Origin of the sequence: Mesorhizobium sp. (assembly GCF_004962245.1) — a bacterium.
GTDB lineage: Bacteria > Pseudomonadota > Alphaproteobacteria > Rhizobiales > Rhizobiaceae > Mesorhizobium.
Genome location: NZ_SUHQ01000062.1, coordinates 1 through 13,152 on the forward strand (window position 1 = coordinate 1; position 13,152 = coordinate 13,152).

The 13,152-nt window shown below is 59.3% G+C and carries 11 protein-coding genes and 1 pseudogene; 6 read left to right on the plus strand and 6 right to left on the minus strand.

Features of this window, described 5'->3' with window-relative positions:
• A pseudogene (locus tag E5X88_RS32635) lies at positions 1–323 on the plus strand (OmpA family protein); the annotation flags it as partial.
• A 537-nt stretch (positions 324–860) separates the two neighbouring features.
• Here the strand turns inward: E5X88_RS32635 and E5X88_RS32640 are convergent.
• The 5 genes from E5X88_RS32640 to E5X88_RS32660 form a co-directional block, all read right to left on the minus strand.
• Positions 861–2,387 (minus strand): M81 family metallopeptidase, encoded by a 1,527-nt coding sequence (locus E5X88_RS32640; protein WP_292168312.1) that lies wholly within the window; start codon positions 2,385–2,387, stop codon positions 861–863.
• A gap of 18 nt (positions 2,388–2,405) precedes the next feature.
• A complete protein-coding gene (locus E5X88_RS32645) occupies positions 2,406–3,464 on the minus strand; it encodes an ABC transporter substrate-binding protein (RefSeq protein ID WP_292168314.1) in 1,059 nt (352 codons plus the stop codon).
• A gap of 37 nt (positions 3,465–3,501) precedes the next feature.
• Entirely contained in the window at positions 3,502–4,260 is a 759-nt protein-coding gene (locus E5X88_RS32650) for an ABC transporter permease (RefSeq protein ID WP_292168328.1), read from the minus strand.
• 85 nt (positions 4,261–4,345) lie between these two features.
• A complete protein-coding gene (locus E5X88_RS32655; protein ID WP_292168316.1) occupies positions 4,346–5,242 on the minus strand; it encodes an ABC transporter permease in 897 nt (298 codons plus the stop codon).
• Positions 5,243–5,244: 2 nt separating this feature from the next.
• On the minus strand, positions 5,245–6,348 hold the full coding sequence (locus tag E5X88_RS32660) for an ABC transporter ATP-binding protein (RefSeq protein ID WP_292168318.1): 1,104 nt from the start codon (positions 6,346–6,348) through the stop codon (positions 5,245–5,247).
• Between the two features lie 248 nt (positions 6,349–6,596).
• Here E5X88_RS32660 and E5X88_RS32665 point away from each other — a divergent pair, with 248 nt between their 5' ends.
• From E5X88_RS32665 to E5X88_RS32685, 5 genes are all read left to right on the plus strand, one after another.
• Positions 6,597–7,301, plus strand: a complete 705-nt coding sequence (locus tag E5X88_RS32665) for a GntR family transcriptional regulator (RefSeq protein ID WP_292168320.1) — start codon at positions 6,597–6,599, stop codon at positions 7,299–7,301.
• A gap of 76 nt (positions 7,302–7,377) precedes the next feature.
• A complete protein-coding gene (locus tag E5X88_RS32670; protein ID WP_292168322.1) occupies positions 7,378–8,709 on the plus strand; it encodes an aspartate aminotransferase family protein in 1,332 nt (443 codons plus the stop codon).
• A gap of 10 nt (positions 8,710–8,719) precedes the next feature.
• Positions 8,720–10,435 (plus strand): acetolactate synthase catalytic subunit, encoded by a 1,716-nt coding sequence (locus E5X88_RS32675; RefSeq protein WP_292168324.1) that lies wholly within the window; start codon positions 8,720–8,722, stop codon positions 10,433–10,435.
• Entirely contained in the window at positions 10,432–11,208 is a 777-nt protein-coding gene (fabG, locus tag E5X88_RS32680; protein WP_292168325.1) for a 3-oxoacyl-ACP reductase FabG, read from the plus strand. The genes E5X88_RS32675 and fabG overlap by 4 nt, the downstream gene beginning before the upstream one ends.
• Positions 11,209–11,300: 92 nt before the next feature.
• A complete protein-coding gene (locus E5X88_RS32685) occupies positions 11,301–12,011 on the plus strand; it encodes a response regulator transcription factor (protein WP_292168326.1) in 711 nt (236 codons plus the stop codon).
• An 888-nt stretch (positions 12,012–12,899) separates the two neighbouring features.
• Here the strand turns inward: E5X88_RS32685 and E5X88_RS32695 are convergent.
• The coding region (locus tag E5X88_RS32695; RefSeq protein ID WP_292168329.1) for a hypothetical protein at positions 12,900–13,152 on the minus strand (253 nt) is incomplete at its 5' end.

The window sequence follows — 13,152 nt, forward strand, 5'->3', positions numbered from 1 at the left end:
AGAAGCAGCCCGCTGCCGAGCAGCAGCAGGCCGAGCCCGACCAGGCGGCAAAGCCCCAGAAACCGAAGGCAAAGAAGCAGCCCGCTGCCGAGCAGCAGCAGGCCGAGCCCGACCAGGCGGCAAAGCCTCAGAAACCGAGGGCAAAGAAGCAGCCCGCTGCCGAGCAGCAGCAGGGCGAGCCGGAACAGGCTGCCAAGCCTGAGAAGCCGAGGGTCAAGGAGCAGCCCACCGAGCCGCAGGCCAAGCCCGAGCGGGCGGCCAAGCCCAAGCCACAGAAGCAAGAAAACAAGGCGTGCGATCCACAGACTGGAGCGAACTGCTAGGTGTGCGGGTAGACTACGGCACCGCGATCGTTCCATCGCGGTGCCCGCTGGACGGCAAACACGCCAAAGCCTGCGAACCCTCGCCTCGCCGTTAGCACCCGGTGATGACCGCCTTGTTTGTCAGGAGGTGAAGCGCTGTTGTCGTGGTTGATTTCATGCCACGATGCAAGCAGCAAGGATAGCCACGTGTCCATTCATCGGATGGGGATTGTGAGTGGGACGGATGGGCGTCGGAGTTGGTCGACTGGCGCTGAGGGACCAGCTTGTCTCAGAAACGCCGGAGCCGGGTCACGGTGACCGAGGTGGCGTGTGCGCCATGATCTCGATCGGTCGCTGATTTATCGCTGCCGTCGTGCCTTTGGGGTGAGACGCGCTCGTGCGGCCTTGGCGATTTCCAACGTCACTCCGTCATAGGAGCCAGGCTGCGCACAGATCGCTTGGAAGGTCTTCGCTGTCACCATGATCAAGCAAGTCTAGGTCGCGAGTGGCCGGAACGGATTGGCGACCCAGAAGAGCATCGCCTCTTTCGACAGCCACCTAGCCAAAGGCCGCAGAATACGCTGACGCTCTGTCGAAAATGCGCACATGGACCGCGGGATCGCCATTATCGTGTTCGGGCCAGAATCGAGCCCTACGATAACTAAGCGAGCCCTTGGTATAATATCCGACCCCTGGCGTGCGAACCAACAGCGGGGTGGCTGCTGCACCGAAATTAAGCTTGAAATGGTATCCAGACTTGACGACGAAAAAATCGCGGGAGGCGAGCTCTATGCCTTGGCTCGTGAAAACGGCTGGGTCGTGACTAAATGCTGCCTTGGCCGTCAAAACGATGAGCAGCCGATCATCGACCTCCACAACGGCGGTCCGACCCATGCTTGAAGGTTCGCCGCCCTGGAAGGGACCGGCCAACGTGAAGTCGCCGCTGCTCAGGTGGATGACTTTGCCAGTGATCGACAGTGGCCTGAAACCCGGCGTGACCCGCCCACCCACCGCGCAGGAAACGATGTTGCCCAGTCCAACTTTGAAGGCGATATCGACGGCCTGAGGATCCGTGATGGGAATTGCCCCTCGCAAACCGTCTTGGCGGTCCAATGCAGCTTCTAGGATCGCCGTGCTGTCTCCGGGCGCGCCGGCAAGCACACGGTCTCCCATATCGGCGAGGACGAAAGGCCGGCGAGAACCCGCTTCGGCAACCGTGTTGAGTGCCTCACCAATCGACAACAGCTCGTCGGCGAAACGGACCCGCTTTTCCCAGAAGGCCTGGGCGAGGGAATGCGCGACCAGCTCGCCTTTTTGGCCGGCGTCATTCGTCAACACGACGGCCGCTTGGCCGATGTCCTCGTCGTCTGCGTAACGGAATACGTTGAAGAGGGAGACGTCCCAGATTGCCGGACAATCCTTCGTGGCAAGGCGCGCCTGGTCGTGGATTTCGCGCAAAGGGCCTGCTGCCGTTTCTGCAGCGCCTGGCAGGATCATCGGGATCTTGGCCATGGCGGTCACGGGACGCAGCGAGCCGTTGAGCATCGCCAGAAGATATGCAGCCACCTTCTCACCGCATTCGACGACGTCGGAGTGCGGATTTTCCTTGCAGGCAATGCAGAGATCGACGGCAGCGAGCATGGCAACCGTGACGTGCGCATGAAGGTCGAGCCCGATACCGATCGGCACCGTTTCGCCAACGGCGGCGCGGACCCCCGCGAGGAGATCTCCTTCAGCGTCATCGAGAAGCGTGGTTGCCATGGCGCCATGCAGCTCGAGCGCAATCGCGTCAGGTTCGAGAGCGGCAGCGTCCGAGATCAGACGCTCCTTGACCTCGATGAAGAAGGCATGGTCGACCAGTCCGCCCGGAGGCGCGACCACCGAAATGCTGGGCAGGATGTCCACCTGCTCCTTGGAGAGTTGCTGAATGATACCGGCCAAGGTCGAGCCCGAAGTCACGGCGGCAGCGAGCAACTCATCGCCTTCACATATCTGGAAATCAGCTTTTGAAGTCGGCTGCGGATTGAACCCATTCGACTCGTGCCAGATCCGTGCGACCAGGATACGCGGCGCAGATTTGCTCATGATCAACCTCCCATTTGTTCACTGCTGGATCCAAGCGTTCCATCGCTCAAGCAAGAGAGCGGCGTTGTCGTTGATCCATTTGGCGTCTGGAATGACAGGACTGCTTTGAGGATCTGTCGTACTTGGCATGTCGGCGCGCGCTTCTGGCGACATCAGTTTGACGGCCTCGCCACTTGGGGGCTTGCAGGACAAGGCTTCACAGACTTTTGCTTGCGCGGCAGGCGTGTTGAGCCAGTATTCAGCAAGTTTGAGTGCGTTCTCGCGATGCGGTGCGTTCTTGATCAGTGCGATCCGGTCGCCGACGAGGAACGAGGCGGCGTGTGACCACGCGATGGGTAGGCCCTCGCTTTTCAGAGCCTTGGCGCGGGTCAGCCATATCTGGCCGACGACATATTCGCCATTGCGAAAGCCCTGCATGCTTTGGTCGCCGGTCTTCCACCATAGCGCCACTGCCGGTCGGATCTGTTCGAGCTTTGCCAAGGCCCGCTCGATGTCGAGCGGAAACAGCTTTTCTGGGCTCACGCCGTCGGCAAGCAGGGCCGCCGCCATGACACGCCAGGGATCATTGAAATCGGGGAAGGACCGGCCACCCGGGAATTTTTGGACGTCCCACGCGTCTGCCCAAGTCCTGGGAGCTGCAGCGGCGAAGGCATCGGACCGGTATGCTAGAAGGGTCGAATTCGAGAGCAACCGCACACCTGCTGCATTACACGCGTCGGCATCCAGGTCTACGTGTGTCGAAAACTCCTTGCAAAAAGCCGAGAGGTTCTCGGCGTAGAGCAAGTGTTGCTCGGAAGCCGCCTGTATCTCACCTTGCAGGTAAAGGTCCCAGGAGACGTTGCCAGTCTTGACCATCGCGGCAGCCTTGGCGCGCATCTCGGCGTTGGTGGCTGCCACGGTGACGACTTCAATGCCCGTCTTTGCCGTGAAGGGATCGAACCAGGCTTCCCGCAGGGCCTTTTCGTATGCCCCACCGGTTGTCGCGACCACTATCTGCTCGGCGACAGCGGCACTGGGCCCCAGAGCGACCAAGCATACAGCTGTCGTTGCAATTATTTCCTGGAAAGTCTGAGACATCGAAGTTCCTCGCGCGTCTGGTTGGTTAAGCTAATCTCTAGTGCTGCCGGGTGGTGGTCCTAATGGCTGCCATCAACAGCAGCGACAGGGCGGCCAGCAGCGTCGAGACTGCGGCAATCACCGGCGTGAGATTGAAATCGATGTCCTCGAACATCTTGCGGCTGATGGTCTTTCCGCCTGTGTCGGAAATGAAGAACGCCACCGTCGCTTCGTCGAAGGACGACAGAAAGGCGAACACTGCCGCGACAGCAACCGAAGGCGAGATATTAGGGAGCACGATGAACAGAAACGACCGCGTCCGGCTGGCCCCACAACTCAGCGCGGCAAGTTCCAGCGTGAAATCGAACCGTTGCAGCGCAGCCGTCACGGTGATCAGGACGTAGGGGACGGCGAGCACGGTATGGGCGACAAGGAAACCCACGAAATTTCCTGTCAGCCGCAGGGGCGCGAAAATCAGATAGAGGGCCACACCAAAGACCACATGGGGGACCACCATAGGCCCGAGCGAAAGCGCCTGAAGGGCCTGTTTACCCGGCAGATCTCCTCGCGTCAGGGCGATCGCAGCAAGTGTGCCGATGACCGTTGCGGCAAGGCTGGTTGCGAGCGCGATTTTCAGGCTGAACCAAGTTGCGGCCATCCAGTCGGGGTCGGACAGATATTGGCGATACCAGTGCAGGGTCAGTTGCCGGGGCGGAAACTCGATGTGATCGGCGCTCCCCAGCGAGATCGGCAAAATGACCAGGGTTGGAAGGACGAGGTAGAACAGGATCAGGGCGAGCACCGCGCCTTGCAGCAGAACGGTGACCGCGGCCGCCCAAGGCCTTTGCCAGACGGTGGCGCGACTGCCGGCTAGAGGAGTCGCTAGGCGGGGAGATCCGGTTTCAATCGACACTTGCAAATCCTTTGGACCTGGAAAACGCCTTGCGGAAAACCAGCACCATGATCAGCGTCGTGATCAGCAAGACCGTTGAGAGGGCCGCGGCGAATGGCCAGTCGAGAAGGACGGTCGCTTGTTGGCCGATCAGTGTCGCGACAATCAGGGTGCGTGGTCCACCCACCAGTGCCGGAGTGATGTAAAAGCCGAGTGCGAGGATGAAACACATGACGCATCCGGCAAACACGCCGGGCAGGCTCAGGGGCAGGGTGACGCGCAGGAATGCCGTTGAGGCCCCTGCCCCAAGGCTGCGGGCGGCGCAGACATACTCTTGCGGGATCGACCGCAGCGCTGCGAAGATGGGCAAGACCATGAATGGCAGAAGGACGTGGGTCATCGCTATGATGACCGCCCCTTCATTGTAGATGAGCTTGAGGGGCGCTTCGATGAGCCCGAGCTCCGTCATGACATTGTTGGCCACGCCATTTCGCTGCAGAAGCACGATCCAGGCGTAGGAGCGTACGAGTACCGGCGACCAGAGAGCGATAAATACCGCGGCCGCCGCCGCCGCCGCCAGACGCCGTTTGAGGCTCGCCATGGCAAGAGCGACAGGATAGCCAAGCATGAAGGAGGTGATCGTGACGAACAGGGCTATTCTGAACGTTCGCGCCATGACCGATAGATAGATCGGCTGCTCGATGATCTTGCGGTATGAGGTAAGGTCCAGTGCTGGCGTAAACAGGCTCAGCTTGATCAGCGATCCAATCGGATACAGGAATCCCACCGACATCAGCAGCATCAAAGGGGCGACCAGCGCAAGCGACAACGCCGGCGAATAGCGGCTCACCGAGCCGCCCGGCCGCCTGAAGTTCTGTTCGTTTGGCCTGTTAGTTACGTCGGCCATGGTCAGACCTCAGGCGCTGCAAAGACATGGAAGGCTTCCTTGGAGGCATACAAGTCAACGCGTCCGCCCCGTCTCAAAGGGCCGATTGACGTGGAAGCAGGCAGCTGGATCTGTACGATCGGCTGACCGATTGTGGCCAGGCGCACAAGATAGAGGCGAAACGCACCGACGAAGATTTCCGCGTCGATATGGCCGGGTATGGCGGTCGCCGAATCTGGTTGTGCGAAGGACAGGTTTTCGGGCCGGACCGCGAGTTTGACGGCTCGCCCCCGTTGCAGGCGAGCTGCCCCGTCCAAGGAAGGCGATGGAACGGCGACGGTGATCCTGTCCGATATGCGGATGTGGCAAGTGCCGGCTTCGTCACGTTGGCATTCGCCGTCGATGAAATTCATTTTGCCGACGAACTGCGCCACAAAGGGTGATTGCGGTCGATGGTAGATATCTGCCGGAGTGCCAAGCTGGACCAGGGTGCCGCCACACATGACGGCCACGCGGTCGGACAAGGTCATTGCCTCGTCCTGGTCGTGGGTGACGTAGACGACAGTAGCCCCGAGCTTGGACTGGATCCGCTTGATCTCGAACTGCATGGCCTCGCGCAGATTCTTGTCGAGGGCGCCGAGTGGTTCGTCCATCAGCAGAACAGGAGGCTCGCACACCAGCGCTCGGGCGACAGCAACCCGTTGCTGCTGGCCGCCCGAAAGCTGGTTTGGATAACGGTCGTCGAACCCGACCAGTTGCACCAGATCGAGGATTCGCCTCACACGATCTTTGATGGCCACGCGATCCAACCGGCGCATGCGCAAAGGGAAGGCCACGTTCTGGTGGACGGTCATATGCGGAAACAACGCGTATTTCTGAAAAACCATGCCGATGTTGCGCCGGTTGGGCGCCGCTGCGGTGATATCGCGGCCACCAATCGAGATTTGGCCAGAGCTCGGCGCCTCGAACCCGGCAATCATTGTCAGCAATGTCGTCTTGCCGGACCCCGATGGTCCCAGCACCGACACGAACTCGCCTGCTGCGATGTTGAACGATACGTCCTCAACGGCACTGGTCCGCCCAAAACGCTTGCTGAGAGACTGGAGTGATAGCGTTTCGCCGATCAACCTGGTGTTCCTCCGTGCGAAGAATCTGGCTCGCGACCACCCATCGCTGGTCGAGATCCGAAACCTTTGTCCTTACCGCCGTGCGAGCCCGCATACGGCTTTGACACCAGTTCCAGCCATAGCCGTCCCAAAACAGGGGACGCGCAACCGGAAATATGTTATGCAGATGTCACACAAACTTCATTGCGACTTCACAGTTCCGTTTTGATGCAACAAAAATTTCACTCTGTCAACTTCAGGATTTCTTGATGGCCTCCAGCACCCAGTTCGTCACAGAGGACGACAGGCAACCGGCTCGTCTCGGAGACCGGGTCTACCAACAGATCAAGGAAAAATTGATCCGAGGCGCCTATGAGCCCGGCGACAAGTTGACGGTTCGTGGCCTCGCCGAGGATCTTAAAGTGAGTTCCACGCCGGCGCGGGACGCCATCAATCGACTGGCTCTCGAAGGCGCGTTGGTCTACGCCGGACCAAAGACAGTCATAGTGCCCTTTCTAGAGCCACAAGCCCTTGAAGAGATTACGCTTATGCGCCTGGCCCTCGAGGGTCTGGCTGCTGAGAAAGCCACCGTTCGCGTGACCGACGAGGACATCGAGACACTTAAGGAGATGCAATTGCGAATCAACGCCGCCCTCGACGAAAGGCGATACGCAGAGGCGCTTTGGAGCAACAAGGAGTTCCATTTTTCGATCTACAAGCTGTGCGGCATGCCTCATCTGCTCGCGACGATCGAGACATTGTGGTTGAGAATTGGTGCCTCGTTTAACGATCTCTATCCTGAATTCGCCGAAGCCAAGTATGGCGTTCATAACCATATGGCGGCCATCGAAGGGTTGGCCGAGCGCGACGCCAGCACCGTTCGCGCCGCGATTGAAAGCGATATTCGTGACGGTTATCGACGGATGAAACATGCCAATCGCGAGCGAAATGCACCTCGACCGCAATCTGTGTGACGTTTTATGTTGCGTCAACGCGATTTGTGTGTTTTTTGTTGCAACATAACTGCTGTTGCGACGGGGAGACCTCACGATGATCGTTCAACAGGATGCTCCGGTTAAGTCTCGCGGGGCGTCCAATCATCTCTTCGATCGCGGGCTTCGCGTTTTTCCCGATGGCACCACGCGTATCACGGTCGAGCGTGATCCGGTCCCGCGCTATGCCAAGGCAGGTCGGGGCGCTTATCTGCAAGACGTAGATGGCAACCGTTTTCTCGACCTGAACAACAACTTCACCACGCTCATTCACGGTCACGCTTATGCGCCCATCGTAGAGGCCGTTTCATCGCAGCTTGCCTGTGGCAGCTGCTTTGCGAACCCGACCGAGCATGAAATCATCCTTGCCGAAATGCTGATCGATCGCATTCCGCCGGTCGAACGAGTTCGCTTCGTCAACAGCGGCACCGAGGCCGTGATGTTCGCAATCAAGGCAGCGCGTGCATTCACGGGCAGGCCTGCAATCGCACGTATTGAAGGGTCTTTTCACGGCGCCTACGACTGGGCAGAAATCGGCCAGGCAGGGACACCTTTGACCTGGGGACCACCAGAAGCTCCGGCGCCCGTCCCGCTTTATCGCGGCGCTCCGGCGAGCGTGGCAGATGACGTGTTGATTTTGCGCTTCAACGATCTCGAAGGGTTGCAGCGATTGGAGGACGTCGCCGACAGGCTCTCATGTGTGCTCGTCGACCCGATGCCCAGTCGCGCGGGGCTGATCGCAGCAGATCCAGGTTATCTGAAGGCTCTGGCGGCATCGGCGCACAGAAGCGGTGTTCTCATCATCGCCGACGAGGTGCTCAATCTGCGCCAGGGCTACCATGGTGCGGCCGCCAAATACGGGCTCGAGCCTGACCTGGTTGCTATGGGCAAGATCATAGGTGGCGGCTTTCCGATAGGCGCCATCGGCGGTCGGGAGGATGTGATGCGTGTGTTCGGCACAAAGCAAGGCAAGGGGTATCTGCCGCAAGGAGGCACGTTTTCGGCCAACCCAGTATCGATGCTTGCCGGTCACATAGCCATGCAGGCGCTGACCAGGGACGAATTCGATCGGCTCGAACGATTGGGCAACGATGTCAGGACCGGACTATCAGCTGCCATCAGACGGCATGGCGCGCCTTTTTCGGTAACTGGCGCAGCGTCGCTTTTCCGAATTCATCCGAAGGAGAACCCGCCGCGCGAATTCAGACAAACATTCTGTAATGGGGAGGAAGAAGAGATGTTGAGGCGACTGCATCGACATTTTCTGGCCTCTGGAATCCTCCTGCCGAGTGGCGCAGCGGCCTCGTTGTCAACGCCCATGGGATTGGCGGAAACGACCATGATCGTCGACTGCTTCGACGATTTTCTCAGCCACGCAAACCAGCATTGAAGTGGAGCCAATGTCAGCAGATCTCTCCAACACGGTCGCCGGCCGCATCGCGCTGGCCCTTAGACGCCATGACGTGTCTCATATTTTCGCACAAAGCTTGCCATCTGCGGTCATTCTGGCGGCCGAAGCATTGGGAATCCGTCAGATCGCTTACAGACAGGAAAACATGGGCGGAGCGATGGCGGATGGATATGCCCGCCGCTCTGGCAAAATCGGGGTGGTGGCCGCACAAAACGGGCCAGCCGCCACGCTACTGGTTCCTCCCCTGGCAGAGGCGCTCAAGGCCAGCATACCGGTTGTGGCGATCGTGCAGGATGTCGAGCGCGACCAGGCAGACCGCAATGCTTTTCAGGAACTCGACCATCTGGGGCTCTTTCAATCCTGCACCAAGTGGGTGCGCAAGGTTGTGGTGCCGGCGCGTATCGAAGACTACGTTGACGCTGCGTTTGCTATCGCAGGGTCGGGCCGGCCGGGCCCCGCCGCGCTCATCTTGCCGGCGGACCTCTTGCGCGCGAACTGGACTGGCGCGCAATTCGAGCGAACAGCCAACCTCGGCCACTGGCCAATCGATAGGCTGCGCCCTTGTGAAAGCGATATCGTCGCTGCGGCGAGGCTTTTGAGCGCAGCACTATCGCCGGTCATCATAGCCGGCGGCGGTGTGCATGCGAGCGGGGCGTCAGCCGAACTTTCCTTGCTTCAGGACGAATGCGCACTTCCTGTATTCACGACTTTCATGGGCAAGGGAGCGGTTGATGAATTTCATGAGCTCTCGGCGGGGGTCCTTGGTTCTCTTGTCGGACCGTGTTCCCTAGGGAGCCATTCGGTGGCGCTTTTGAATGAGGCAGACGTCATCTTGCTGGTCGGCACACGAACCAACCAGAACGGTACGGACAGCTGGACCCAGATATCTTGTGACAAAACGATCATCCACATCGATGTAGACCCGGCGGAGATTGGCCGCACCTACGAGGCAAAGGTGCGCCTGGTTGGCGACGCTGCCGAAACCCTGCGCGTGTTGCGTGGTGCGCTTTGCCAATCCGATCTCTCGCGACGGCGCGCCGCCAGGAGCAAGATTGCTCGTCGTATAAGTGGCTTCTGGACGCAATTTCACGACGAGCGTTCAAGTCGCTCGGAAAGCCAGAACGGAGCGATCCGCCCCGAGCGCGTCATGGCCGAACTGCAGCGGCAGATTACCCCGGAAACGACGGTCGTGGCTGACGCTAGCTATTCGTCGATGTGGGTCGCCGGCCAGCTGCGCGCGTCCTCGTCGGGGATGCGGTTTTTGACTCCGCGTGGTCTGGCTGGGCTTGGGTGGGGAGTCCCCCTCGCCATTGGGGCCAAGGTCGCGCGACCGGAACACCCGGTGGTCGTCATCGTCGGCGACGGTGGATTTGCACACAGTTGGGCCGAGCTAGAAACCATGGTTCGCTGCAGACTTCCCATAGTGGTGATTGTGCTCAATAACGGCATTCTCGGCTTTCAGCGTGATGCGGAGTCGGTCAAGTTCGGTGCCTTCACGAGCGCGTGTCACTTGGGTCAGGTCGACCATGCAATGATCGCCAAGGCATGCGGCTGCGACTCGGTTCGAATTGAATCAGCGCACCAGATTTCTGATGCATTGCGAGTCGGCATGGCTGCAAATTCGCCTTTTGTCATCGAAGTCATGACCGACCCAGCAGCTCATCCGCCTTTGTCCTTGTTTGCGGAGGTCGACGCCGCAGCATGACTGATCGCAGCCATTTGCAGATCGCGGTAATCACCGGCGGCACGAGCGGAATAGGGCTCGCGACCGCGCATCGGCTTCTTTGTCGAAATTACCGTGTGGCGGTGTTCAGCCAGCGGCGCGAAAACGTCGAGGCTGCGCGCGACGAATTGGCCAAGGAGTTCGGCACGGAGCGGGTCTTCGCCCGACCTGTTGATCTGGCTGTACCGGCACAGATTGAAGACTTTTTCATCGAACTTGGCGCAAAATGGGGTTCACCGCAGGCACTGGTCTGCAACGCAGGTGTTTCCCCTAAGGGACGCGACGGCGCCACGCCCTTCAACCAGATCCGTTTGACAGAGTGGAACGAAGTGTTGGCCGTCAATTTGACCGGCGCGATGCTTTGCTGCCAGGCAGTCGGTCCGGCCATGATGGAGCGCGGGTTCGGTCGTATCGTTTTGATCGGCTCTGTCGCAGCGCGGGCGAGGCCCAAAATTGCGGGGGCGAGTTACGTGGCGTCAAAAGCAGCGCTGTCGGGTCTGACCAGATCGCTGGTCAGCGCCTATGCTGCCTTTGGCATCACTGTAAACCTGGTCGCACCCGGCCGGATCCTGACCAACATGGCGGGAGAACCGAACACTCCCACCAACAGGGCAGCCCTTGCTGCCATTCCGGCCGGCAGGCTCGGCCATCCCGACGATGTCGCGGCGGTTGTTGAATTTCTGATCTCTCGCGAAGCCGGCTTTGTCAATGGTGCGGTCGTGGACGTTAACGGCGGAGAATTCCTGCCGCTGTAAGTGCCACAAGCTGTCTGGCGAGCGGATAGGCCAGGTGCGAAGTGACGACGATTTGAAGACAAGGATGTGCCGAACGCGACGGGAGGCGACAAATGAAACCTGTTGTGGTCTTGAGCTCCGAGGACGCAGAATTCTGCTTTCTTCTCCAATATATCCTCGAAGCCGAGGGATACGCGGTTTGTCTGGCTGCCAAGCCTGATCAAGTGATCCGTCTTGCGGATCATCCCAATACCCATGCCATCCTTCTTGATTGCTTGGCGGACAATCTCGAAGCGGTATGCGATGGGCTGAGACGCGGCGACCGAGCTGGCCGCATTCCCATTGCGGCACTGGTTGGCGCTAACAGTGATCGTCACATCGACCTGATCGAAGCAGGTATCGATGAAAGCCTCGTCCGCCCTTTGGCACCTGCCAGACTTCTGCAATTTCTAAAGAACAGTGCTGTTGGCGGTCCACGGGGTGATGACCTCGGGCAATCGGGATCAGGCCGGACGCTACGACAGCTCGAGATCGAAATGGATCTAGCCAGCCAAAGTGTCAGATGTAGAGGGCGCCCGGTGGATCTGGCGCCGATCGGATTCCGGCTGCTGCAGCGCTTTCTCCAGTTTCCGAACACGGTGCACAGCAGACCATCACTCATTGCGGCTGGATGGCGCGGCAGGAGACCGGTCGATCCGCGTACAGTCGACGTGCATATCGGGAGATTGAGGCAGGCGTTGCGGCCTTTGACTGGTTACGACGCAATCCGAACGGTCCGGACGGCCGGTTACATTTTGCAAACCCGTGCGACCGGCAGTGCCTAAGGCCGTCTCGGCGTGTGCGTGCTGTAGAGGAGTAAACTTGTCCGATCCTCCATCACGCCTTGTCAACGGTTTTGGATCCTCGGCACCTATCGCGTCCGGCGGGCAGAAACGCAGGTGCATCATCGTGAGCCTTGCGCGTAGCCCAGACCTCTCCTGTATTCAGCTTCGGCATGACACTGCATGATTGAGTGGCCAAACTCCGAACCCAGGTACCATCTCGATGAATTCGAAACCTTTATTGCGGTGGAGGTCGAGCGTGCCCTGGCTCGGCGTGCCCCGTCGCGAAAGACTTCGATCTCAGCCGGCAAGATCGCTGGCGGCGTCGCCGCGGCAGTGGCGCTTCTTCCGCCCGTCCATTTGCGCGCCATTGAGGATATGCAGGACGACCTCCCCAGGCTGGCGGCAGAATTCGTTCAATCGCTAGCAGCCAAGGCGATGTTTCGTTTGGAAATGAATATTGGAAGCCGCCCCTCAGATCCCCCAGCCGCCCCACCCACAGTTGGCCCAAGGCAGATTCTCCAGAGCTTGCCTGACCAGAGGGACGTCCTTGACACGATGTCGTTCGAAGATTGGGCTGGGCATGTAGTGGGACAGACGTATTTGGAAGCACAGCTTCATATACCCCGATCGACACTCCATCTGTGGAGGCGACACAACGCGGTCATCGCATTGCGGGCTGGGAGCCGCAAACATGTATTTCCTTTGGCCCAGTTCGTGGATGGCAGGCCCGTTCCTGGCATAAGAGACGTGCTCTCCCACATTGCCAACCCACGGCAAGCATGGTTCTGGCTGAACAACCCCTCGCCTTGTCTTGACGGCCGGATTCCCGTCGCCTTGCTGCGACAAGAATTGGTCACAGAGGTCGTCTCTGCCTTGCGCCGTACCTCATCATCCTAAATCACCGTCAAGACTCTGCTGTCGAGTAACCGCCCATGCGACAGCACGATTATTTTTCGTGCTGAGATTAACAATTTTTTCAAAATACCTGGCACACAGTTTTAATAATGCACGATATGCACACAGTAAACTTACTGAACTAATTAAACTATATGAACAATTTATATTGGCTTTTGTGCTATTTACACAAGGTCGTGTCCCACCGCGTGGTGTAGGTCGGCGATAGCGAAGCCGCTCGCGAGCG